Source organism: Microbacterium esteraromaticum, assembly GCF_028747645.1.
GTDB classification, from domain to species: Bacteria; Actinomycetota; Actinomycetes; order Actinomycetales; family Microbacteriaceae; genus Microbacterium; species Microbacterium esteraromaticum_C.
On record NZ_CP118100.1, the window covers coordinates 740,201 to 764,024 of the forward strand.

25 protein-coding genes are annotated in these 23,824 nt (G+C 66.7%); 17 read left to right on the plus strand and 8 right to left on the minus strand.

Annotated elements, in window-relative coordinates; all coding sequences use genetic code 11:
- Position 1 precedes the first annotated feature (1 nt).
- Entirely contained in the window at positions 2-316 is a 315-nt protein-coding gene (locus PTQ19_RS03345; RefSeq protein WP_274368455.1) for a response regulator, read from the minus strand.
- Between the two features lie 159 nt (positions 317-475).
- On the opposite strand from PTQ19_RS03345, the gene galE reads away from it, so the two are divergent.
- Positions 476-1,498, plus strand: coding sequence for a UDP-glucose 4-epimerase GalE (galE, locus tag PTQ19_RS03350; RefSeq protein ID WP_274368456.1), 1,023 nt, complete (start codon positions 476-478; stop codon positions 1,496-1,498).
- Here the strand turns inward: galE and PTQ19_RS03355 are convergent.
- A complete protein-coding gene (locus PTQ19_RS03355) occupies positions 1,483-1,953 on the minus strand; it encodes a hypothetical protein (protein WP_274368457.1) in 471 nt (156 codons plus the stop codon). The two genes, galE and PTQ19_RS03355, sit on opposite strands and share 16 nt — an antisense overlap.
- A gap of 179 nt (positions 1,954-2,132) precedes the next feature.
- Here PTQ19_RS03355 and PTQ19_RS03360 point away from each other — a divergent pair, with 179 nt between their 5' ends.
- Entirely contained in the window at positions 2,133-3,338 is a 1,206-nt protein-coding gene (locus PTQ19_RS03360) for an anhydro-N-acetylmuramic acid kinase (RefSeq protein WP_274368458.1), read from the plus strand.
- Here PTQ19_RS03360 and lepB read toward each other — a convergent pair.
- Both lepB and PTQ19_RS03370 read right to left on the minus strand, forming a co-directional pair.
- The gene (gene lepB, locus PTQ19_RS03365; RefSeq protein WP_274368459.1) at positions 3,301-4,011 is read right to left on the minus strand and encodes a signal peptidase I; all 711 of its coding nucleotides are present in this window, start codon (positions 4,009-4,011) and stop codon (positions 3,301-3,303) included. The genes PTQ19_RS03360 and lepB overlap by 38 nt on opposite strands.
- A gap of 64 nt (positions 4,012-4,075) precedes the next feature.
- A complete protein-coding gene (locus tag PTQ19_RS03370) occupies positions 4,076-4,675 on the minus strand; it encodes a hypothetical protein (protein WP_274368460.1) in 600 nt (199 codons plus the stop codon).
- Between the two features lie 447 nt (positions 4,676-5,122).
- On the opposite strand from PTQ19_RS03370, the gene PTQ19_RS03375 reads away from it, so the two are divergent.
- Positions 5,123-5,422, plus strand: coding sequence for a hypothetical protein (locus PTQ19_RS03375; RefSeq protein WP_274368461.1), 300 nt, complete (start codon positions 5,123-5,125; stop codon positions 5,420-5,422).
- A gap of 30 nt (positions 5,423-5,452) precedes the next feature.
- On the opposite strand, the gene PTQ19_RS03380 is transcribed toward PTQ19_RS03375, so the two are convergent.
- On the minus strand, positions 5,453-6,106 hold the full coding sequence (locus PTQ19_RS03380) for a response regulator (protein WP_274368462.1): 654 nt from the start codon (positions 6,104-6,106) through the stop codon (positions 5,453-5,455).
- 240 nt (positions 6,107-6,346) lie between these two features.
- On the opposite strand from PTQ19_RS03380, the gene PTQ19_RS03385 reads away from it, so the two are divergent.
- Positions 6,347-7,489: a sensor histidine kinase gene (locus PTQ19_RS03385; RefSeq protein WP_274368463.1), complete on the plus strand. Its 1,143-nt coding sequence runs from the start codon at positions 6,347-6,349 to the stop codon at positions 7,487-7,489.
- Positions 7,490-7,750: 261 nt separating this feature from the next.
- Here PTQ19_RS03385 and PTQ19_RS03390 read toward each other — a convergent pair whose 3' ends face one another.
- Complete coding sequence (locus PTQ19_RS03390; protein WP_274368464.1) at positions 7,751-8,755, minus strand: LCP family protein; 1,005 nt, start codon at positions 8,753-8,755, stop codon at positions 7,751-7,753.
- Positions 8,756-8,759: 4 nt separating this feature from the next.
- On the minus strand, positions 8,760-9,698 hold the full coding sequence (locus PTQ19_RS03395) for a Ppx/GppA phosphatase family protein (RefSeq protein WP_274368465.1): 939 nt from the start codon (positions 9,696-9,698) through the stop codon (positions 8,760-8,762).
- Positions 9,699-9,741: 43 nt separating this feature from the next.
- On the opposite strand from PTQ19_RS03395, the gene coaA reads away from it, so the two are divergent.
- The 3 genes from coaA (at position 9,742) to glmS (ending at position 13,563) form a co-directional block, all read left to right on the plus strand.
- Complete coding sequence (gene coaA, locus PTQ19_RS03400; RefSeq protein WP_179411610.1) at positions 9,742-10,695, plus strand: type I pantothenate kinase; 954 nt, start codon at positions 9,742-9,744, stop codon at positions 10,693-10,695.
- Positions 10,696-10,799: 104 nt separating this feature from the next.
- Complete coding sequence (locus tag PTQ19_RS03405; RefSeq protein ID WP_274368466.1) at positions 10,800-11,579, plus strand: hypothetical protein; 780 nt, start codon at positions 10,800-10,802, stop codon at positions 11,577-11,579.
- Positions 11,580-11,715: 136 nt separating this feature from the next.
- Entirely contained in the window at positions 11,716-13,563 is a 1,848-nt protein-coding gene (glmS, locus tag PTQ19_RS03410; RefSeq protein ID WP_274368467.1) for a glutamine--fructose-6-phosphate transaminase (isomerizing), read from the plus strand.
- 39 nt (positions 13,564-13,602) lie between these two features.
- Here glmS and PTQ19_RS03415 read toward each other — a convergent pair whose 3' ends face one another.
- Positions 13,603-13,743 (minus strand): hypothetical protein, encoded by a 141-nt coding sequence (locus tag PTQ19_RS03415; RefSeq protein ID WP_274368468.1) that lies wholly within the window; start codon positions 13,741-13,743, stop codon positions 13,603-13,605.
- Positions 13,744-13,972: 229 nt separating this feature from the next.
- On the opposite strand from PTQ19_RS03415, the gene PTQ19_RS03420 reads away from it, so the two are divergent.
- The 10 genes from PTQ19_RS03420 (at position 13,973) to tsaE (ending at position 23,802) form a co-directional block, all read left to right on the plus strand.
- On the plus strand, positions 13,973-14,431 hold the full coding sequence (locus PTQ19_RS03420; protein WP_274368469.1) for a hypothetical protein: 459 nt from the start codon (positions 13,973-13,975) through the stop codon (positions 14,429-14,431).
- 214 nt (positions 14,432-14,645) lie between these two features.
- Entirely contained in the window at positions 14,646-15,812 is a 1,167-nt protein-coding gene (locus PTQ19_RS03425; protein ID WP_274368470.1) for an ROK family transcriptional regulator, read from the plus strand.
- A 280-nt stretch (positions 15,813-16,092) separates the two neighbouring features.
- Positions 16,093-17,784 carry an ABC transporter substrate-binding protein gene (locus PTQ19_RS03430; protein ID WP_274368471.1) on the plus strand — a complete coding sequence of 564 codons (1,692 nt, stop codon included), beginning with the start codon at positions 16,093-16,095 and terminating at the stop codon, positions 17,782-17,784.
- Positions 17,785-17,836: 52 nt separating this feature from the next.
- A complete protein-coding gene (locus PTQ19_RS03435) occupies positions 17,837-18,832 on the plus strand; it encodes an ABC transporter permease (protein WP_274368472.1) in 996 nt (331 codons plus the stop codon).
- Positions 18,825-19,817, plus strand: coding sequence for an ABC transporter permease (locus PTQ19_RS03440; protein WP_274368473.1), 993 nt, complete (start codon positions 18,825-18,827; stop codon positions 19,815-19,817). Before PTQ19_RS03435 ends, PTQ19_RS03440 begins: the two co-directional genes overlap by 8 nt.
- Entirely contained in the window at positions 19,814-20,680 is an 867-nt protein-coding gene (locus PTQ19_RS03445; RefSeq protein WP_274368474.1) for an ABC transporter ATP-binding protein, read from the plus strand. Before PTQ19_RS03440 ends, PTQ19_RS03445 begins: the two co-directional genes overlap by 4 nt.
- The gene (locus PTQ19_RS03450) at positions 20,680-21,519 is read left to right on the plus strand and encodes an ABC transporter ATP-binding protein (RefSeq protein ID WP_206550384.1); all 840 of its coding nucleotides are present in this window, start codon (positions 20,680-20,682) and stop codon (positions 21,517-21,519) included. The genes PTQ19_RS03445 and PTQ19_RS03450 overlap by 1 nt, the downstream gene beginning before the upstream one ends.
- A gap of 147 nt (positions 21,520-21,666) precedes the next feature.
- A complete protein-coding gene (locus tag PTQ19_RS03455) occupies positions 21,667-22,029 on the plus strand; it encodes a holo-ACP synthase (protein WP_274368475.1) in 363 nt (120 codons plus the stop codon).
- Between the two features lie 196 nt (positions 22,030-22,225).
- Entirely contained in the window at positions 22,226-23,326 is a 1,101-nt protein-coding gene (alr, locus tag PTQ19_RS03460; RefSeq protein ID WP_274368476.1) for an alanine racemase, read from the plus strand.
- Positions 23,323-23,802 (plus strand): tRNA (adenosine(37)-N6)-threonylcarbamoyltransferase complex ATPase subunit type 1 TsaE, encoded by a 480-nt coding sequence (tsaE, locus tag PTQ19_RS03465; protein ID WP_206550381.1) that lies wholly within the window; start codon positions 23,323-23,325, stop codon positions 23,800-23,802. The genes alr and tsaE overlap by 4 nt, the downstream gene beginning before the upstream one ends.
- Positions 23,803-23,824 lie beyond the last annotated feature (22 nt).

Genomic DNA, 23,824 nt, shown 5'->3' on the forward strand with positions numbered 1-23,824 from the left:
CTCAGCGGCCGGTCAGCAGGTGTCGCTGTGGTCCTTCGACGCGGGCGATCGCGATCTTCACCTCGACGAGCTCATCACTCATGCGGTCCATGCGTCCGCTGAGTTCGGCACCCATGCGGTCCATGCGCCCGTTGAGTTCGGCACCCATGCGGTCCATGCGCCCGTTGAGTTCTGCGCCCGTGCGGTCCATGCGCCCGTTGAGTTCGGTGCCCATGCGGTCAATGCAGTGAATCATCCAGCCGAAGCCGCCGGCAAGGGCAAGCAACAGAGATACGATTCCAATGAGGATCGTGATCGTTTCGGCGGACATGTACATACCTCCATTGTGCCTGAGGATTCACCCGATCCGAAGGCGAACCCAAGGCTAGTGAGAGCGTCGGCCGCACAACGCGCGAATCTCGATGACTGTGGACGACTCGGCCCAGGTGGAGCACTGTGCAGAGCGAGTCGACATGCCGGTGGGTAGGCTCGTCCCGTGCGTATTCTTCTCGCCGGTGGCGCCGGCTACATCGGATCCCACGTCGCTCTTGTGCTACTTGAGGCTGGTCACGACGTGCTCGTCGTCGACGACTACTCGAACAGCTCTCGTGCCGCGATCGACCGGGTGGAGAACCTCACCGACCGTGCGATCGATCTCATCGAGTGCGACCTCGCTGATCTTTCCGCGTCGCGTGCGGCACTGCGCGGGCAGTCGTTCGACGCCGTCATCCACCTCGCCGGGCTGAAGGCCGTCGGCGAGTCGGTCGCCGAGCCGGCACGCTACTACCGCACCAACCTCACCGCCACGCTGAACCTGCTCGACATCATGGCCGAGCACGGGGCGAACAAGCTCGTCTTCAGCTCGTCGGCCACCGTGTACGCCCCCGCCGCCGAGGGCGTCGAGAACCTCGATGAGGGGCAGCCGGCCGGCCACGGCATCACCAACCCGTACGGGTGGACCAAGGCGATGAACGAGCAGATCATCCGCGACATCCAGGTCGGTCGTCCCGAGCTGCAGGCCGTGCTGCTGCGCTACTTCAACCCGGTCGGCGCACATCCGTCGGGACGCATCGGCGAAGACCCCGCGGGCATCCCGAACAACCTGATGCCCTTCGTCGCACAGGTCGCGATCGGGCGACGCGAGCACCTCGCCGTCTTCGGTGACCAGTATCCGACGCACGACGGCACCGGCGTGCGCGACTACATTCACGTCATGGACCTGGCCGATGGGCACCTCGCCGCCCTCGACCACCTGCGTCCCGGCGTCGAGACCTACAACCTCGGCACAGGTATCGGACAGAGCGTGTTCGACGTAGTGCGTGCCTTCTCTGATGCCAGTGGCCGCGACATCCCGTACCAGGTCGTCGCCCCGCGGCCGGGCGACGTCGCCCGCGCGGTCGCCGATCCGTCCAAGGCCAATCGTGACCTGAAGTGGAAGGCGAAGCGCTCGTTCGCCGACGCCTGCCGCGACTCGTGGACCTGGCAGTCGCAGAACCCGGGCGGCTACGCAGCAGACTGAGCTTCTGCGTCCGCACCCTCGGCAAGAGAAACGGCGAGTTCGGCGCGGCACAGCCGACGCAGTACGGCGAGTGCCGGCTGATGCGGCCCCGACATCGCGGCGAACGGTCGCACGGCGGCGACACCCGCGACGGTAGGGTACACGCGGCCGCGCTCTCGGCGCGCTAGGCCTGCGCCCTCCAGCCAATCGAGCCTGCGAGCGAAGCGGACGCCGCGCAGCGGACCCGAGAGCGCAGCGGCGATCAACAGCGACTCCGTGGTGGTTGGCTCGGGCTGCTGCAGTTCGCGTTCAACCAGTGTGTTCAACAGATCCCACTGGTGGCGTCGAAGATGTGAGCCGAGTCGTTGGCCACGCTGCAACTCGCTAGCGATGGCGGCGTCAAGCGCGCGGCGCCGCACCGATCCGCCCAGCGACGTCACGGCGTCAAGCACAACGTGTTCGTCAGAGATGCGCATGTAATCAGAGACGCCACAGGCACGTCTTCATTACGCGGCCGCGCGGAGTTGGGATGCCTGACGACTCCGCTGATACCGTTTGTTAGGAGCATTGCCACATCCTGTTTGCGTGAGCGGGGCGCTCGCGTCCGCGGTGCTTCGGGCGCCTCCAAGAGGATGAACGGACGGGAAGAAGAGACATGCGCGTTCTGGGACTGCTCTCGGGCACCTCACACGATGGCATCGACGCGGCTGTCGTCGATCTCGTGGTGAGTGGTGCGGATGCCACGGGCAGGGTCGATCTGCGCGGCACGGTCATCGCGTCTGCGAGTGTGCCGTACGACGCGCCGTTGCGTGCACGCTTGATCGACGCGCTGCCCCCCGCATCGACGACCTTGGCCGAGGTGTGCGAGCTCGACACGCTCATCGGGCAGGCATTCGCCGAGGTCGCCGCTCAGGTGGCCGACAGTGCGGGTGGGGTGGATGCCGTGTGCTCGCACGGGCAGACCGTCTACCACTGGGTGCAGGGCGCGCACGCGCTCGGCACGCTGCAGATCGGGCAGCCCGCCTGGATCGCCGAGCGGGTCGGTGCCCCCGTCGTCTCGGATGTGCGCGTGCGCGACATCACCGCCGGAGGTCACGGCGCGCCGCTGGTCTCGTTCCTCGATGATCTGCTGCTGCGCTCGCGCGCGGGCACGTCTGCAGCTCTCAACCTTGGCGGCATCGCGAACATGACCGTGGTGGGCCCGACCGCTCTGAGCGCCTACGACATCGGCCCCGCCAATGCCCTGATCGATGCGATGATCGTCGCCGAAGAGCTCAACGATCTCGGCTACGACGATGACGCGCGCATCGCCCGCTCCGGCCGCATCGATGAGTCGCTGCTCGCCGCGATGCTCGACGACCCGTACTACGCACTGACACCGCCGAAGAGCACGGGTAAGGAGCACTTCCATCTCGACTATGTGCGGCAGCATCTGGCTGCGCAGCAGCGCCCCATCCCGGTGGCAGACGTGGTGCGTACGCTCACTGAGCTCACGGTGCGCACGGTGGCTCAGGACGTGCGTGCCGTGGGGATCGACTACCTCGCGGTGTCGGGCGGCGGATGCCACAACCCGCTGATCATGGACGGATTGCGCGCAGCGCTGCCCGAGACCGAGGTCGTGCTGTCGGACGCTCTGGGTCTGCCGGCGGATGCCAAAGAGGCGATTCTGTTCGCCGTGATCGGCTGGTGCACGATGAACGGCGTCGCCGCGGTCGTACCGGGCGGAACCGGGGCGCCGCAGCCGCGCATCCTCGGCACGATCACACCGGGTGCGGCGCCGTTGGAGATGCCGGCGCCGGTCGCGGGCATCCGATCGCTGACTCTTACAGGCCACCCCACCGCGACGCCGGCCACAGAATAGCGCTCGCTCGGCCGACGATGTCTTCGTCGCGGGCCCACAGCCAGCATCCGCTGTCGTTGTCCGCGTCTCTGCGACAGTGCTGGGCGCTGTCGGCAGACAGCGAGCGGTGGTCGCCGAGCACGAGGTAGCGTCCCTCGGGAACGGTGACCTCGGGCAGGCAACGGGGGGACGCCGGTGTGGTCGTGCAGTCGAGCACGCCGGGTTCGAAGGCGAGATCGTCGAACACGTACGGTTCGTCCAGCGGCTCGCCGTCGACGATCACTGCGCCCTCTGCGGTGCAGCATGCGACGGTCTGACCCGGACCGGCGACCACGCGCTTGACGAGGGTGTGCGGACCCGACGGGCCGAATCCGCTCACCTCGCCCAGCCAGCGCAGCGCGCTCTTGACGGGACCCTCGTCGAGGTGGGCCTCGGCACCCCAGCTCTCGTCGGCGTCGAAGACGATGATCTCGCCGGTGCTCGGGTGTGCGTTGCCGACGTACGCGAGTCGATTGACGAGCACGCGGTCGCCGACGAGCAGGGTCTGCTCCATCGACCCCGACGGCACCCAGTACGGTTTTGCAACGAACGACAGCAACGCGCCCACCACCACGAACGCCAGCGCGAGGTGGAACCAGGCACTGCCGGTGATGCGTCGCCACCGGGCGGGGGAGGAGCGTTCAGCGTCGGTCATGCTCCCATCCTGCCCTGCCGCCAGGGCAGTCTATGAAGCGGACGCTGAAGCCCGTTGTGATACGTCAGGAAATGACGTACTGGTAGAAGGCCGGTGTGCCGCTGGCGTCGGGGCCATTGGGGGTCCAGCGGTTGCAACTCAACAGCGCACCATAGGGGTATGCGTAGCCAGAGCCTGCTGACCCGAATGAGCCGGTGGCGCCTTGTGCAGTCATATTCCAGGTGACCGTGATCACATCGCCCGGCTGCACATAGGGGTCGCCCCCCGTGAAGGTGGGGTCGATCAGCGTCTGCCCACGACGCAGGGAGGGGTCTGCCACCGAGTACTCCGTGAACGACTCCAGCGTGATGTTGCCCCGCGACGACGTCACGGTGGGCGAGCCGGCGAGGTGCCAGATGAACCAGTTCGTACCGCCGACGTCGAAGGAAAGGTCGTCCACCAACGCGGGCAGATCGCCCGTGTAGGTGATGGTGATCGAGCTCGTGATCTCGTATGTCTGCCCATCGAGGAACTCATAGAGCGGCCGACCACTCGGATGAGTGGTCGTCGCATATGGTGTCGTGACCGGAGACGTCGCGTACTCGAACGTTGCGTTCGTCATGTCGATGCAACCCGTCGCGACCGCCGAAGCAGCAGACTGCGGCACCGCCACCGCGGCGGCCAACGCTGGCACCGACCAGGCGGTTCCCTTCACGATCGTGCGCCGGTGCACGCCGACTGCATCGGTCGGAAACGGTCTCTGAGCCTCGTGCGGAGGGGACATTCTCGTCTGCATGCCGAGAAGCTACCGCGCGTTCGACACGCGACCACAAACACGGGGTGAATGCCTGACGACGGAGCTCTGCAGCTCTACTGCTTCAGCAAACCTCTTCGGAAGCCGCGTAATGATCCGCTGTGTGGTGCGTCTTCTATAGAGGTGCCTGTCGTGCAGTTGCGGCGGGACGCGGAGGCCCCAATCCCTAGCAGGCCTCTCCCATGCGTCCCGTCCTCATGCGGCGGGCACTCAACCCGAGAAGCGGGATGTCGCCATCAGTGGCATCCCGCTTCATCGCGCCTGGTGGATTGTGTCAGCAGCCGCCGACCGCGCACTTGCCCGCACCACGGAGAACCCATGAACAGTCTGATGCTCCACCGCCAGCTCTCTGAAGCACTCGTTCCGCTCGGCACAGCCGGCGCGGTACTGGCCACGGTGAGCGCGCTCATCGTTTGCGTCATGCTCGCCGTGCGCAGCCACGAGCTCGGAATTCCGATCGCCGCCTGGCTTGCCGGCACAATTCTCAGCCTGGCCGCGGGATTCAGCGACCTGACGCCCTTGATCGTCTCCGGCTCGAGCGGCGTCGCCATGCTGGCATTCATGCTCGTGACCGCCGTGCGAGGACGCACCAGGCGTAGCGCCACCAGCAGTCGTTGATCTGGGGCGCTTCGGTTCGCCGACGGTACTTCACCGAAAGTCGATGAGTCCCGCACGTGCTGCCACGACCAGTATCTGCACGCGGTCGCGCACATGCCACTTCGCCATAATGCGCCCCAGGTGTGCCTTGACCGTCCCCTCAGACACGATCAGCGAGTGCGCCATCTCGGCGTTCGACATGCCCTGCGACAGCCGTTGCAGCACCTCGGTCTCGCGCTCGGTCAACTTCTCCAGCGCGCCCGCTTCGCTCGAGGGTGCCGTGCTGCGCACATGACGCACCAGCAGTGAGGCGATCCGCGGCGACAGCGAGCTCGCACCGCTGTGCACCTCGCGCACTCCAGCGAGGATGCTCTCGGCGCTGGAGTCCTTGAGCATGTATCCGGATGCCCCTGCGCTCAGCATCGGAAGCACCGTCTCGCTGCCGTCCAGCGTGGTCACCGCGAGGATGCGCACGTCGGGCCAGCGCGTGGCGATCACCGTCGTCGCCTCGATGCCGTTCATCTCGGGCATCTGCACGTCCATCATCACCACGTCGGGCAGATCGCGTTCGAGGAAGGCGATCGCCTCGCGCCCGTTCTCGGCTTGGCCCACGACCTCGACCTCGGGATCGCGTGACACGAAGTGCGACAGCGCGGAGCGCACCAGCGGGTCGTCGTCGACGATGAGGACTCTGATCTCGGGCATGGCTCGAGCCTAATGGGCTCGCCAGAAGGTTCGAAGAGATGTAGACGTTTGGGCAACCAAGTATGGCCACGAGGCAGATGTGCTCTCTCGGCCCAACCGAGAGGATCAATACGTACCTAGCCAAATGTTCACTTGTGGAGGTGAATTCAATGTCCATCTGGGAACAGCTCGCACGCATCTTTGGCGCTATCCGCTGAGTCTATCCGCCAAGGCTGCAAAGCCTTCGGCGATACTGGGGCGATGCCCCTTCGCCTGCCGTCGCGCGACGATCAAGGTCGCCTGCGGTTGAACCGCGGTGAACGCCTGACCACCGTTGAGCGAATCGTCATGCTCACCTTCCTGGTGGTGCTGATGGCTCTCGACGTGCTCAACGCCTTCCTCTCGTCTGACTTGGATCTCGCGGGCTCACTGCTCAGCATCACCGCTACGGCGGTGTTCATCCTCTATCTCTGGTGGCCAACTACAGCCACAGCGGCGCTTGGGGTTGTCTTCGCCATCTCGGTCGGCGTCGGCAAGGAGGCCGCTGTTCTCTTCGCCGCCGCAATCGCGGCGGGAATGGTGCTGCGGCTCGGTGCCACGGCACTCGTGCTGTCATATGCGGGCGGGTTTCTCGTGGCTACCGCCGTTGTCGCACTTGTCGACCGTGGCGAGTCGGTGAACGTCGGCATCTACCTCGTCATCGCTGCCGTTGCTGGCGCGATCGGCTTCGCACTACGTCTCGCCTCTGCCCGCGGCGAGCGTCTGGAGCAGCAACTCGCGGCACGCGCCGAACAGGAACGCCAGGCGGTGCTCGCCGAACGCCGGTGGATCGCCGGCGAACTGCACGACAGCATCGCCCACCACCTCACCATCGTCTCGCTGCACGTGCAGCTACTCGACGACCCGAACACACTCAAGGGGTCACAGGACGCGATCCGCATCGCCACCCGTAAGGCGATGGCAGACCTGCGCTTCGTCATCGACCTCGCCGACGACGGGCCCCGGTCGACCGTCACCCACACCGGAGACCTCGCCACCGCCATCGCAGAGGCCGCGACCGAGATCGAAGCTGCCGGCCACCGGGTGATCACCGAGGGAAACCCCAACGACGAGCGCATCCCGCGCATGGCCGAGATCGTGCTGGCTCGTATCGTCCGCGAGTCGACCACGAACATCCTCAAGTACGCAGGCCACGGCGATGTGGTCATCCGTGTCGAGACGGACGACGACACCGTCGCGCTCACCATGCTGAGCCCGCTCGCCGAGACTCCTCGCAAAGATGTGCCTTCGAGCGGAACCGGGCTCAACCGGATGGCAGAGCGCGTGATCGGTGCCAGCGGTGAATTCACCACCGGGCCCGAAGACGACCAGTGGCGCGTCGCTGCCCGCCTGCCCGTCACCTGAACCCACGAGCCACCTGCGGGTGATGTGGACGAAAGTCCAATGCGGTCTCGCCGTTCGGACGTATCGCCCGCGAGGAGGGCGCCAATATTCTGGAGTCTCCCCAGTATCGGCGTCCCCAGCGCCGTGATCGCGGGCGCACACCTCAGGTTTTAGGTCTTTCAGCGCCCGCGATCACCTTTTCCGGGCCGATCACCGGCACGCCCGCTCCTACATGCAGGCGCGCGTCAGCATCCGACATCTCAGCGGCGCGCAGCCGCCGCGTCAGCCCGCCGCCGCGAACTCGGGAACGGTGTCGTTCTTCAACGCCTCCGACAGCGCCGCCAGGCCCTCCCAGTCCGGTCGCACGATCGACTGATCGCCAACCATGCCGGTGCCCAGCGTCGGCGACGTCATGAACATGATGTCGCCCTGATCGATACCGCGCAGGCTGAAACCGAGTGAGCCGATCGTGGCCACGTCGAGTCCGGAATCGACCGTCAGGTACGGCGACATCGCATCTACCGACGCGGCGATACGACCCGGATCGGTCAACGTCTCGCGACTGAGCATCTTGTCGAGCACACCCTTGATGAACGACTGCTGGTTGCGCACGCGCTGGTAGTCGCCGTCTGTGAACGGGTACCGGGCGCGCACGAACGCCAGGGCCTTGTCGCCGCGCACGTCGACCACGCCCTGCTCGTAGGTGAAGCCTTCGGACGTGAACGGGATCGAGTTGTTCACGGACACCCCGTCGAGCGCCTCGGTCAGTCCCTTGAACCCTTCGAAGTCCGTGATCGCCACATGATCGATCGGTACATCGATGATGCTCTCGAGCGTTTCGACCAACAGGGGCACGCCACCCAGCGACAGTGCGGCATTGAGCTTGCGCTCGCCGTGCCCGGGGATCTCGACCCAGTTGTCGCGCATGAACGAGATCACCTGCGCCCCTGACCTGTCGGCGGGGATGTGCACGAGCAGGATCGAGTCTGCGCGTTGACCGCGGATGCCCTCCAGATCGCCCTCCAGGCCACTGCGCGAGTCCGACCCGAGCATCAGGATGTTCACCGCTTCGGGATTGGACGCCGTCGGCCGCACCGTCGGGAAGACTTCCGCCGCCGGCAGCTTCTCGGCCTTCTCGAACGACGTGTTCAGATTCCAGAGATAGACGCCCGCGGTCGCGGCGGCGGCCAGTAGTGCGCCGACCAGCACGAACACGATCACCCACGGCCAACGACGCCGGCGACGCGGCGTCGCGTCGAGGGCGAAATCGGAATCAGTCGAAGTCATGCTTTCAGTATGGACGGTCGAGGTGCATTGATTCTGTGTAACGCAATAGCACACCCTCGCGCAGCGCCCACGGAGACACCTCCAGCTTGTCGATGCTCAGCATCTTCATAGCGGTGTGCAGACACACCGCGGCCGCGACGATCTGAAAAGTGCGGTCGGGCGTGATACCCGGAAGCTCCTGACGAGCGGATGCCGGAAGCCGGGCCAACCGCGGAATCCACGACTTCAGCGCCGAGCGCGACATCACCGTGCGATCGAACCCCAAACCCGACACCTCGCGCCCCGCGAGGTTCGCCAATGACCGGATCGCCTTGGACGAACCGACCAGGTGATCCGGGGCATCCAACGTTCTCAACTTCGCCACCACCGGAGCCAACACGGTGCGCGCATGCGCACGCAGCTGCTCGACAGCATCCTCACCCGGAGGATCCTGCGGCATGAACTCGACCGTCATACGCCCCGCACCCAACGCAACCGACTCGGCCACCTCAGGCACCTCGTCGCCGCCGGCGGCGAACTCGAACGACCCACCGCCGATGTCGAGCAGCAGGATGCGCCCGGCATCCCAGCCGAACCAGCGCCGCACAGCCAAGAACGTCAGCTCGGCCTCTTCGACGCCGGTGAGCACCTGCAGCGGTTGGCCGAGGGCATCCTCGATGCGTGCGATCACGTCCTCGCCGTTGCGCGCCTCACGTACCGCGCTCGTCGCCGTCGCCAGCAGCGTCTCGACGCGCTCCTGCTCAGCGACCTGCCGGGCGCGACGTACCGCCGAGACCAGGGCGTGAACACCTTCTTCGCTGATCGACCCATCGGGAGTCAGAAAGCGCATCAGGCGCACGACGCTGCGATCGCTCGTCGTCGCCTGCGGACGGCCCCCGGGACGGGCATCCGCCGCCAGCAGGTGCACCGTGTTCGAACCGATGTCGAGAATTCCCAAACGCACGGAAAGAGACTACTCGCCGGGCGCTCGCGCGTCCGCCGTTACGATGGAGCGCGTGACCGCCGCAGACCCGACCCTGCCCCTGTCTCCGTACCGCGAGATAGACAGAGCCGACTGGGCGCGCCTGGCCGCAGGGCTCACCCAGCCGCTCAGCGAGACCGAGATCGTCGAACTGCGCGGCATCGGTGACCGCCTCGACCTCACCGAGGTACGCGAGGTGTACCTGCCGCTCAGTCGCCTGCTCAGTCTCTACGCCAGCTCGACCCGTGCACTCGGCGCCGCAACCAGCGCCTTCCTGCAAGAAGAGGACACCACCACGCCGTTCGTCGTCGGCGTCGCTGGATCGGTCGCCGTCGGCAAATCGACCATCGCCCGCCTGCTGCGTGAACTGATGAGCCGCTGGCCCGGCACCCCCCGCGTCGAACTCGTCACCACCGACGGATTCCTGTACCCGAACGCGGAGCTCGAACGCCGCGGGATCATGGACCGCAAGGGCTTCCCCGAGGCCTACGACCGACGTGCGCTGCTGCAGTTCCTGACCGAAGTCAAGAGCGGCGCACCCGAGGTGCGCGCACCCTTCTACTCGCACATGCGCTACGACATCGTGCCCGACGCGCACGTCGTGCTGCGTCGCCCCGACGTCGTCATCGTCGAAGGTCTCAACGTGCTGCAACCGCCGCCCGCGCCGCACGACCCCGCCGTCAGCGATCTGTTCGACTTCTCGATTTTCGTCGACGCCGACACCGAACACATCGAGCGCTGGTACATCGACCGGTTCCTCGCGCTGCGCAAGGGTGCCTTCAGCAACCCCTCGTCGTACTTCAACGTGTTCGCGCACCTCACCGACGACGAAGCCGTCGCCACGGCATTGGGGTACTGGAACGAGATCAATATGCCCAACCTCGTTGAGAACGTCATGCCCACCAAACACCGCGCCACCCTCGTGCTGCGCAAGGGTGCCGACCACGCCGTCGAGAGCGTGCAACTGCGCAAGGTGTGAGCGGGTTGGTCTTGAACGCCGGCTGTCGATCCCGCTAGGGTCGGAATCGCGTGTGTGTCGAACGGCTCGTGGGGAGCCATCACACACGCGGACTGGGGAAACACATGAACAATGACGTTGAGCGCGCCCAAGAAACGGGGATCAGTCGCCGAACCGTCGCCAAGGCCGTCGCCTGGAGCGTGCCGGCCATCGCCGTCGCCGCCACCGTTCCGATCGCCGCGGCCTCGCTGCGCAAAGACCCGGGGATCAACGGATGGGTGCTCGTCAACACCGACCCGGACTTCTGGAGCTGCGGTGCGGAGCTGACCTTCAACTCCGCGCCGCGCAACGGTGGGCGTACACCCGATGGGGCTCCGTTCGGGCTCTACGTCTACGACGTCGAAGACCCGAACGTCTTCTCGGACGCAAAGATGATCATCTGGGTGATCGGTGACCGGAGCGCGGGCGAGATCAATTGGAGCACCAGGTCGGGCCACTCGTCCTCGTGGTCGGGACCGACGCGGATCGGCACGCAGGTGAAGCACGACGGGCAGACCTACACCGGGTACCAGTGGACGTACACCGGGCCGATCCTGGCATCGGACCGGGGTATCACTGACCCGGACGGCGTCGAGCGTCTCAAGTTGCGCAACTTCCACGTGCGGGCACACGTCGACGGCGTCCGCGCCGGCGGCTACCGGTGCAACGTCACCTACTGGATCGAACGCATGATCACCATCGATCCGGATGGCAACGGCCCACTTCCCGCCGAGGTGCACAAGTTCCAGCGCCGCGGCGGCACTATGGGGGATGCGAGCGGCTACGGTAGCCTCCGCTCGCGCCGATCGGCCGTTGAGCCCGGCGAGCAAGAAGGTGGCCCGCTGCCGGCATCCGCCGTCGTCTGAGAACGCGACCTTCACGGGGCGGTCGTCGCGTTTGCGACGGCCGCCCCGTCGCGTGTGGTGCGGCCGCGATGTCTACGCAGTCCGCCAGCAATTACGTATGGATCCCTTGCAAAAAGTCACGTTTACGCTGTAGTCCATGTGTGGAATCGTCGGATACGTGGGCCCGCGGCCCAGCCAGGACATCCTTCTCGCGGGGCTGGCCCGCCTTGAGTACCGCGGCTACGACTCGGCCGGCATCGCCGTGATCGACGAGCGGGGCGAGCTCGGCATGCGCAAGAAGGCCGGCAAGCTCTCGGCGCTACGCGACTCGCTCGCTGATAGCGCCCTTCCCGAAGGCTCCACAGGCATCGGGCACACCCGGTGGGCAACCCACGGCGGACCCACCGACCTCAACGCCCACCCCCACCTCGCCGACGACGACAAGCTCGCCGTCATCCACAACGGCATCATCGAGAACTTCGCCGCACTGCGGGCCGAGCTCGAAGCCGAAGGCGTCACCTTCCGCAGCGAGACCGATACCGAGGTCGCCGCCGCACTGCTCGGGCGCGAGTACCGGGCATCCGAAGACCTGGAATCCGCGTTCCGCAACGTCGTCAACCGCCTCGAAGGCGCGTTCACGCTGCTCGCCATGCACGAAGACCAGCCCGGCCTCGTCGTCGGAGCGCGTCGCAACTCGCCGCTGGTGATCGGCCTCGGAGAGGGTGAGAACTTCCTCGGCTCCGACGTCGCCGCCTTCGTCGAGCACACCCGCAACGCACTCGCGATCGGGCAGGACCAGATCGTCGCGATCACTCCGTCCGAGGTCATTGTCACCGACTTCGACGGCAACCCGGTCGAGGCGCAGCCGTTCGAGGTCTCGTGGGACGCCGCCGCCGCCGAGAAGGGCGGCTGGCCGTCGTTCATGGCCAAGGAAGTGGCCGAGCAGCCCGACGCCGTCGCGAACACCATCCGTGGACGCATCGCCGACGGCGAGGTCGTCATCCCCGAGCTCGACGGACTGGACGCCCTGTTCACCGGTATCCGCCGCATCATCATCACCGCTTGCGGCACCGCGTCGTACGCTGCGCTCGTCGGAAAGTACGCCGTCGAGCAGTGGGCGCGGGTGCCCGTCGACGTCGAGCTCGCCCACGAGTTCCGCTACCGCGACCCGGTGATCGGCGACGACACCCTCGTCGTCTCGATCAGCCAGTCGGGCGAGACCATGGACACCCTGATGGCCGTGAAGTACGCGCGTGAGCGTGGGGCGCGCACGCTGTCGGTCTGCAACACGCAGGGCGCGACGATCCCGCGCGAATCGGATGCCGTCGTCTACACCCACGCCGGACCCGAGGTCGCTGTCGCCTCGACCAAGGCATTCTCGGCGCAGATCACCGCACTGCTGCTGCTCGGCCTGCACATGGGGCGCGTGCGCGGGGTTCTTCCCGCCTCTGCCTCGGATGTCGTCGCCGAACTGCAGGAGCTGCCCGGACACGTGGCGCACGTGCTCGCTGAAGAGACCGAGCACGTCACCCAGCTTGCGGGCTGGATGGCCGATACCCGCTCGGTGCTGTTCCTCGGACGACACGTCGGTTACCCGATCGCCCTCGAAGGCGCGCTCAAGCTCAAGGAGATCTCGTACATCCACGCCGAGGGCTTCGCGGCCGGTGAGCTCAAGCACGGCCCGATCGCCCTGATCGAGCCCGGCCAGCCCGTGTTCGTGCTCGTGCCGTCGCCGCGCCACTCGGCGCTGATCCACTCGAAGGTCGTCTCGAACATCCAGGAGATCCGCGCCCGCGGTGCCCGCGTGATCGTCATCGCCGAAGAGGGCGACGCCGCCGTGCTGCCGTACGCCGACGAGGTCATCCGCATTCCGCTCGCCTCGCCGCTGCTCGAGCCGCTGCTGGCCGTCGTGCCGCTGCAGATCTTCGCCATGGCGCTCGCCACCGCGAAGGGCCTCGACGTCGACCAGCCGAGGAACCTGGCGAAGTCCGTCACCGTCGAGTGAGGGGCGTGGGCCAAACGTACGGGGATGTCGGGACGGTAGTCAGTCCTGGTTGCGCTGCAGCGCGGCGAGGGTCGCAGACAGCACAGATGGCCAGCGCTTGATGATCTGGTCGTAGTCGAAGCGCAGGGTCTCGTACCCCAGAGCGGATGCTGCAGCATCCCGCACTCGGTCCTTGTGCATCTTGTCTTCGGCCTCGTGATTCTCGCGGCCGTCCGTTCAATGATCAGCCGCCCTTCGACGACGATATCGACCTTGCCGACGCCCGACAGGACGACCTGGGTCTGCACCGCGATGCCGAGCAGATGCAACCGCAGGCGCACCAGCGACTCCAGCCCGCTTTGCGCGCCGTCGTGAGCGAAGTCGACGAGCCAGTGCGCCGCGCGGGGGAGTGCCGCACGTAGTGGAATGCATGCACCAGAGCGTGCTCCACGTCGGCGACGCCGAGCGCCATGCGGCCAGGACGAAAGTGGGCGACGCACGAGCATCCGACGTGGTGCGCTCGGCCCGCCGCACCCATCCACACGTGCACAACGGCGTCGTCTCGGAGTGTCCAGATGCCGTGGAGCCGCAAGGCGCCCGCGCACGTGAGTGCGCCGCCGTGGCTCGCGGCTCTGCGCACCTGCGGCGGCAGAGCATCGGTCGCGAACACACCGCGGCGGATCCTGGATATCTCGCCACGCGCGACAGAATCGGCAAGATCGCGGCGAGTGAATCCGAACGCGGTGAGCTGGCGCCCGCGCGCGAGCGCCCCGAGCCGATTGACGAGTTCACGGGCGGTGATGGCAGTCGGAGCGGGCATGCGGTCAGCCTGCGAGTTCGTGCGGCTCGTCGGATACCCGATCCCAGCGCCCGGGGAGAACTCGGGTGACGTTAGTGGCTGGGGACAACGACTGTTCACCGTACGTTTGGCGGGAGGGTGAACGTTTGCCGGGGGACACGCCGGTGCTTTCCCCTGCATCCGGACGCACTCCCGGCAAACGTGCGTAGGGCGAGGTGGGGGAGAGGGCGTGCGCGGCGCGCGGTAGTGTCGCCCTAAGCGCTGTACGCTTTCTGTTCGTAAGGGTTGCTAACAAAGGTGTGAGATGAACAGACCCCACGACGCCCGTGGTGATCGCTTCGGCAGCGCCTTCGGGCCTTCGCGTGAGTTGCGCTCCCGGGTGAAGCTGCTGCCCGAATACGCTCGCGCGCACAATCGCGCCCTCGTGTTGCAGACGCTGTACCACGCGGGTGAGCTCAGTCGCGCCGACCTCGCCCGCGAGACCGGGCTGACCAGGGTCACGATCTCCGACCTCGTCTCTGAGCTCATCGCCGACGAGATCGTCAAAGAGAAGGGCACCCGAGAGTCGTCTGGGCCTGGCAAACCCGCGACGCTGATCGACATCGACCGCGACGGGCATCAGATCATCGGCATCGACCTCTCCGGTCCGTCACGGTTCGAAGGTGCGGTCATGAACCTCGACGGCGAGGTCCTCGCGCGAGACACGATCGACCGTCCGCCGGGAGATGACGGCGAAGCCGGATTTGCCGGGATGCTCGAGCTTGCCAGGCGCATGATCGCAGCATCCGATCGCCCCATTCTGGGCGTCGGCATCGGCGCCCAGGGTGTCGTCAGCGCCGACGGCGTCGTCCTCAGCTCCCCCAACCTGGGGTGGCAGGGGATGCCGCTGCGCGACCGCACCCGCGACGAACTCGATCTGCCCGTCATCGTCGGCAACGACGCAAATGCGGCCGTGCTCGCCGAGTACACCTTCGGCGGCGACCGCAGTGACTTCATGCTCATCAAGGTCGGACGAGGCGTCGGAGCCGGGCTGATCACCGGCGGCCAACCCCTGACCGGCAGCCGCTTCGCGGCGGGCGAGATCGGTCACGTCGTCGTCGGAACCGACGGGGGGCCGCGGTGCGTGTGCGGCAGGGACGGATGCCTGGAAGCCTGGGTCAATGTCGTGCGCCTGCGCTCGGCGATCGCCGAAGACCCCGCCTCGCGCGAGGAGGTTCTGCGGGATGCCGGAGCGCGCCTGGCGATCGGAATCGCCCCCATTGTGGCGGCGCTCGATCTGTCGGACATCATCCTGTCGGGGCCGGCCGAGCTACTCGACGACGTCTTCATCGCCGCTGCGCTCGAGACGTTGCATGAGCGCACCCTCGACGGAGTATTCGACGACATCACGATCCACCGCACCGTTCAGCCCGACATCGTGCTGCACGGCGCAGCGGTGATGGTGCTCGCCGCGCAGCTCGGCATCTCATGATCGCCCGGTAGCGGGCATCCGACACGGCGTTCTCCCCACGCGGAGGGCGCCGCTTCGGCGCGCCCTCGCACCTGTTCGACGCACCTGTTCGACGCACCGGGCCGGGCGCCCTGCGGACGCGCGATCGGGGGTTTTGTCGCCGAGTCCCAATCGTTATCGGGGGACAGGTGGCTCCACTCGTCTTTATTTGTTAGGTTGCTGTCCTAACAAACCCCATTCCGCGGGTTTGCCTCCGCCCGGAGGGCTCCCTCCTGCAATGCAGCACCGAGAGGAATCTGAAATGATCCGCACCAAGACGCGCAAGATCGCGTTGACCACCGCCGCGGGGGCATCCGTCCTCGCCATGGCACTCACCGGCTGTTCCCCCGCCGACGCGGGTGACTCGGGAGAGGCGAACGAGCGCCCGCTGCGCGTCTGGGCAGGTAGTCAGACGCCCATCACCGCGAACTACAACCCGTTCGCGCCCACCGTCCTGCACGGCGCTCTTGGTCCGATCTACGAACCGCTGTTCTTCTTCAACAAGACCGCCGACACCGAGCCCGTGGGCATGATCGGCGAGTCGTACGAGTACAACGAAGACGGCACGCAGATCACCATCAAGGTCAAGAGCGGCCTGAAGTGGTCGGACGGTGAGCCGCTGACGGCAGAAGACGTCGCGTTCACGTTCAACTACGAGCCCAACAACCCCACCGGCAACGGACTGACCTCGGCCGAGGCCACGGACGACACCACCGTCGTGCTGACCTACTCCGCCGCGCAGTTCACCACCGAGTTCCAGCGCCTTGGCTCGACCTACATCTTGCCCAAGCACATCTGGAGCGAGGTCGACGACTTCGCGAACTTCGCCAACGAAGAGCCCGTCGGATCCGGCCCGTACGTGGTGAAGACCACTAACAGCGAGTCGTACATGCTGGTCGCCAACGAGAACTTCCGCGACGCGGACGAGCTCGGCGTCAAGACCGTGCAGTACGTCGGTGTCGACAACAACCAGACCGCACAGGACCTGCTCGCCGCCGGCAAGCTCGACTGGGCCGGCATGTTCATCCCGAACCCCGACTCGGTTACCAGCAACGGCAAGATCGAGTGGCTGAACACCCCGCAAGACCCGGTGGTGCTCTACACCTGCTCGAACGCCGACCTCGGTTGCGCCGGTGCGCAGACCGACGTCGCCGTCCGCCAGGCGCTGAACGTCGCCGTCGACCGCGGCACCATCAAGGAGAAGGCGTTCGTCGGCCTGACCGGCGACATCTCGCCCACCTACGCTCTCCTCCCGCGTGACGAGAAGTGGGTTGCCGACCCCGCCAACGAGCTCAGCCCGCAAGCGGCCGACGCTGCTGCGGCCGGTGCGATCCTCGAGGCCGCCGGCTACGCCAAGGGCTCGGACGGTTTCTACGCCAAGGACGGCAAGACGCTCGAGCTCAGCCTGACCTCGGTCGACGGCTGGACCGACTTCAACGACGCCGCCAAGCTGATCGGTGAGCAGGCCAAGGCCGCCGGCATCAAGATCAACGTCTCGACCGTGCAGTGGCAGGAGTTCTCGGATGCCCGTCAGAGCGGCCAGTACGAGCTGATCGTCGGTGGCTCCATCGGCACCTCGGTGGCCGACCCGTTCCAGATCTACCGTGACTGGTTCGGCGGTGAGCTCGTCGAGTCCACCTCGGTGGTCGGCGAAGAGGTGCCCCCGGGGCGTTGGAACTTCAGCCGCTACAGCAACCCGATCGTCGACGAGGCCATCCTGGCGGCGACCAGCACCAACGATGAAGCCACCAAGCAAGAGCTGTACGGCACCATCCAGGAAGAGATCGTCAACGACGTTCCCTACATTCCGCTGGTGATCAACGCCACGCAGACCTTCTACAACTCGAAGGACTTCACCGGCTGGCCCACCGAGGACGACCTGTACGCGTTCCCGCCGTCGTGGGGTGCGATCGCCACCGGTTACATCCTGCAGCAGCTCGAGCCGGTCGGCTGAGGCCGGTAAGGAACAGATGATGTCCAGTCGGGGAAGTAGGAAGTCCAGGTAGATGAAGTTCTATGCACGAAGGATCGGGTTCTACGCGTTCACGCTGTGGGCCGCGATCTCACTCAACTTCCTGCTTCCCCGGCTCATGCCGGGGAACCCGGCAGACATCATGATCGCCAAGATGCAGCGAGCCGGCGGTGAGGTCTCCGAGACCACCATCCGCAACATCCAGCTGCTGCTCGGAAGCGAAGACATCCCCCTCTGGCAGCAGTACTTCCAGTACTGGGGCCAGATGTTCCGCGGCGATCTCGGCGTCTCAGTCACGGACTTCCCCAAGCCCGTCGCCGAACTCATCGCCGAGGCGCTGCCGTGGACGCTGATCCTCGTCGGCACCGCCACGTTCATCTCGTTCCTGCTCGGCGTCGGCCTCGGCGCGTTCGCGGGCTGGAAGCGCGGCACCTGGGTAGACCATCTCATCCCGGCCACCACTGTGCTGCAGTCCATTCCGTACTTCTGGATGGCACTGGTACTGGTGTTCGTCTTCGCCGTGACGCTGGGATGGTTCCCCATCTTCGGCGGGTACGACGTCTTCGAGTTCCCGTTCGGACCAGAGGTGAGTTGGGCGTTCTTCGTCGATGCCGTTCGACATGCCGTCCTGCCGGCGCTGACGATCGTGATCAGCTCGGTCGGCGGCTGGCTGTTCGGCATGCGCAACATGATGGTTTCGACCCTCGCCGAGGACTACGTCCTCACCGCTGAGGCCAAGGGACTGCATCCGCGTCGCGTCATGACCACCTACGCCGCGCGCAACGCGGCCATCCCGTCGATCTCGGGCTTCTCGATCACGCTCGGCTTCGTCGTCGCCGGCTCCATCGTCATGGAGCAGGTCTTCACCTACCCCGGTGTGGGAAAGCTGATGTTCCAGGCGGTCACCATGAACGACTACGCCCTCATGCAGGGGCTGTTCCTCGTCATCACGATCGCCGTGCTCGGCGCCAACTTCTTCATGGACCTGGTGTACGGGTTCATCGACCCGAGGGCTCGCCAGAATGTCTGAAACCAAGATCGCACCCGCCCAAGCGCAGGAGAGCATCGTCGACGAGCCGACCACCGGCCCGTCCAGCACGACCGCGCTCGCCACCTCGCGCATCCGCCGTGTGCGCAGCGGATCCCCGTTGCGCTCGGCCAAGTTCGTCACGGGCCTCGCGCTCGTGCTCGGCATCACTCTGTTCGCGGTCATCGCGCCGATGTTCGCTCAGGATCCGACCTTCACCGGCAACGAGTCCATGCAGCCGCCGTCTGCGGAGCACTGGCTGGGCACCACCAAGCTCGGCAACGACATGTTCTCGCAGCTGGCCACCGGCGCCCGCGGCTCGCTGCTGGTCGGTGTTCTCGCCGGTGGCATCGCCATCGTGTTGTCACTGATCTTCGGTGTGCTGGCCGGTTACCTCGCCGGCTGGCGTGAAGACGCCCTCGCCCTGATCACCAACGTCATGATCGTCATCCCCGGCCTGCCGCTGGTGATGGTCATCGCCTCGTTCGTCTCGAACCGCAGCTGGCAGCTCGTCGCCGTCATCCTCGGCATCACCTCCTGGGCCGGCGCCGCCTACGTGCTGCGCCTGCAGGCGCGCTCGCTGCGCTCGCGCGACTACGTCTACGCCGCGAAGGTCGCCGGTGAGAAGTCGTGGCGCACGATCCTCGTCGAGCTCATGCCCAACCTCCTGCCGCTGCTGACGGCGCAGTTCCTGTTCGCGATCATCTTCGCCATCCTCAACGAGGCAGGGCTGTCGTACCTCGGGCTCGGCCCCAACTCGTCTATCACGTGGGGCACGATCCTCAACGACGCGCAGTCCGGTCAGGCACTCAGCCGCGGCGCCTGGTGGTGGTTCATCCCACCGGGGGTCATGATCGCCGGACTCGGCGCCGGCCTCGCGCTGATCAACTTCTCGATCGACGAGGTCATCAACCCCAAGCTGCGCAACGCGCCGCAGGCCGCCCGCAGCGTTCGCAAGGCTGCCAAGACGAAGGGGGCATCGGCATGACCGCGACAGCGCTCGAACCCGTGCTGACCGCACGCAACGTCTCGATCGAGTACGAGGTCGACCCACCTGTGAAGGCTGTGCGCGACGTGTCGCTCACCCTGCACCGTGGCGAGATCCTGGGCCTCGCCGGCGAGTCCGGCTGCGGCAAGACGACACTCGCATACGGACTGAACCGCCTGCTCAAGGCACCGGCCCTGATGGAATCGGGCGAGATCGTCTTCCACGACCGCAGCGGCGAGGACATCGACGTGGTCTCGCTCGGCAACGAGCAGCTTCGTGCGTTCCGCTGGGACAAGATCTCGATGGTGTTCCAAGGGGCGATGAACTCGCTCAACCCGGTGATCAGCGTCAAGGCCCAGATCTACGACATCTTCGACACGCACCGTCCCGGCACTTCGCGCGCCGAGAAGAAGCGCCGCGCCGAAGAGCTGCTCACCCTGGTGGGCGTCGATCCCGACCGGCTCACCAGCTTTCCGCACGAGCTGTCGGGTGGCATGCGCCAGCGCATGATGATCGCGATGGCGCTCGCGCTCGACCCGCAGGTCATGATCATGGACGAGCCGACCACTGCGCTCGACGTGGTCGTGCAGCGTGACATCATCCGCGAGATCATGCGCCTGCGCGAGAAGCTCGGCTTCGCGGTGATCTTCATCACCCACGACCTGCCGATGCTGATCGAGATCAGCGACCGCATCGCGGTGATGCTGCAGGGACAGATCGTCGAGCAGGGCAGCGCGGAGGAGATCTACCGCAACCCCCAGCACGAGTACACCAAGAAGCTGCTCTCCAGCTTCCCGAGTCTGCGGGGCGAGCGCGGCGACTTCGTGCGCCATGGCAGCCGACCCAGTCAGGAGCAGGTGTGATGAGCACTCCGGCCACTCTCGAAGCCCGCGACCTGAACAAGGTCTTCACTTTGCGCTCGGGCCTGCGCACCCGTCAGCTGAAGGCCGTCAACGACGTGTCGTTCACGCTCGAGGCGGGCAAGACGATCGCGCTGGTGGGCGAGTCGGGGTCGGGCAAGTCCACGATCGCGCGGATGCTGATGAAGCTCGAGACGCCCACATCGGGCAAGATCCTGCTGAACGGCCGCGAGACCGGAACCGGCGGACGCGATGTCGCCCGCTACCGCTCCGACGTGCAGATGGTCTTCCAGGACCCGTTCGCGTCGCTGAACCCGTACCACTCGATCGGGCATCACCTCGCGCGTCCGCTGCGCATCCACCACCCTGAGCTGAGCCGCGACCAGGTGCGCGCGCGTGTGCTGGAGTTGCTCGAGCGCGTGCGCCTGAGTCCGGCCGAGAGCTTTGCCGACCGGCGTCCGCACGAGCTCTCGGGTGGCCAGCGTCAGCGCGTCGCCATCGCCCGCGCTCTCGCGCCCAGCGCCCGGTTCATCGTCGCCGACGAGCCGGTGTCGATGCTCGACGTGTCGATCCGTCTCGGGGTGCTGAACCTGCTGGCCGATCTGCAACGCGAAGACGACCTCGGAGTGCTGTACATCACCCATGATCTGGCCACGGCCCGCCACTTCAGTGACGAGATCATGGTGCTCTACCGCGGTGACGTCGTCGAGCGCGGGCCCAGCGACGAGGTCATCCTCAACCCGCAGCACGACTACACCAAGCGCCTGCTGAACGCGGCGCCCGAGCCCGAGAACCTCGGACGCCTGCGCGACGAGGTGCGCAAGGAACTCGCCGGAGCCTGACCGGCGCAAGATCCCGGATGCCGGGTGCGGATGCTACGAGGGGTGGCGGCCGCGCCCGGCATTCGGTTTTTCACTCGGGCATCCGCGTTCGTCGCCGGGCATCCGCGCGCTTCTCACCCGCCTCCGCACCCCGAGTAGGCTGATCGGGTGATCATCGGCACCGGCATCGACCTCGTGGACATCGCGCGGTTCGAGCGTTCGGTCACTCGCACGCCCCGCCTGCTGGAGCGCCTGTTCACTCCGGCCGAGCAGCAGCTCAAGCTGCGCTCGCTCGCTGCGCGCTATGCCGCGAAGGAAGCGCTGATCAAGGCTCTCGGCGGCAGCGACGGTGTGTACTGGATCGAGATCGAGATCGCCTCCGAGCCTTCCGGGCGCCCGCACTTCGTGCTCAGCGGATCGACGGCTGCCGTCGTCGCCGAACGCGGCATCACCGCCCTGCACCTGACCATGACGCACGACGCGGGCCTCGCCGCCGCGTACGTCATCGCCGAGCGGACGGATGCCCGATGATCCGGCATCCTCTCGCCGACACCCCCACTTCGCGTCGACACCCCCACGTGTGGGCGCCCGCAGGTGGGGGTCTGGGCGACAAATGGGGGTCTCGGCGAAGGCAACGGGGCCCGGCACCCGGCGGGCGCCAGACCCGGCACCAGACGCAGCACCAGGCCCAAGACCTGACCGCACGCACGATGACGGGAGCAACCCGATGAACCCCTTCCGCGAAGCGACGATCAGCCTCGACGCCATCGCCGACAACGTGCGACACCTGCGCGCGCTGACGGGTGTCGAGGTGTTCGGCATCGTCAAGGCCGATGCGTATGGTCATGGCGCGCCGGCGGTTGCGACGGCCGCACTGGCGGGCGGTGCCACTCGCCTGGGCACGGCCACCCTCGACGAGTCCTTCACGCTTCGCCGCGCCGGCATCACGGCACCGCTGATGGCCTGGCTGCATGAGCCCGGCCGCCGGTTCGACGACGCCGTCGAGGCCGGCATCGAGATCGGCGTGTCGTCGATGGATCAGCTCGTCGCGGCATCCGAGGTCGGCCGGCCACCGGCATCCGTGCACCTCAAGGTCGACACCGGGCTCTCACGCAACGGCATTGCCGCGCACGACCTCGAACGCGTGCTCGCCGAAGCCGCGCGGCTGGAGCGGATCGGCCGCATCCGCATCGTCGGCATCTTCAGCCACCTCTCCGGCACCAGCCGGGACGACGATCTCGCTCAGCTTGCCCGCTATCAGGACGTGATCGCGCAGGCCGAGTCGGTCGGCATCCACCCCGAGTTCCGTCACCTCGCTGCCACGGCCGGTGCCGTCGACATCCCCGAGGCGCGCCTGGACGCTGTGCGCATCGGCATCGGTCTGTACGGGCTGTCGCCGTTCGCCGACCGAAGCTCGTCCGATCTGGGCCTACGTCCTGCCATGACGCTGCGCGCATCGATCGCCGCGGTGCGCCGCGTCTCTGCCGGCGCCGGAGTCTCGTACGACTACGCCTACCGCTGCGAGAACGAGACCACCCTCGCCCTTGTGCCACTCGGCTACGCCGACGGCATTCCGCGCCAAGCCTCGGGCGCCGGACCCGTGCTGATCGGTGGTCGTCCGCACACCGTTGCGGGCCGCATCGCGATGGACCAGTTCGTCGTCGATGTCGGCGATCAGCCGGTGTCGGTGGGCGACGAGGTGATCGTCTTCGGTGACCCGACCCTGGGGCAGCCGAGCGCCACCGACTGGGCCGAAGCCGCCGGCACCATCAACTACGAGATCGTCACCCGCATCGGCGCGCGGGTGCCCCGCCGGAGCGCGTCATGAGCATCGACCCCGCCTTTCTCGGTCGACACGAGATCGCCACATCGGATGCCATGGAGAACCTCGGTTTCCGCATCGGCGAGCAGCTGCAGGCCGGTGACCTGATCGTGCTGACCGGCCCGCTCGGCGCCGGCAAGACCACCTTCACCCGCGGCCTGGCCGACGGCCTCGGCGTGCGCGGGCCCGTGCAGAGCCCCACTTTCGTGCTCGCCCGCACCCACCCGTCGCTCGTCGAGGGCGCGCCGCTGGTGCACGTCGACGCCTACCGGCTGGCATCCGCCGCCGAGCTCGACGACCTCGACATCGACTTCGCGCGTTCGGTCGTCGTCATCGAGTGGGGGCGCGGGATGGCATCCGCCGTCGCCGACACGTGGTGGGACATCGAGATCGAACGCCCCGTCGGCGGGGCCGACGTCGCCGACGAGGACCTCGACGCCGACGCGCCCCGCTTCGTGACGATCACCCACCCGATCGACTGAGCGGCACTCTCTACGGAGACGC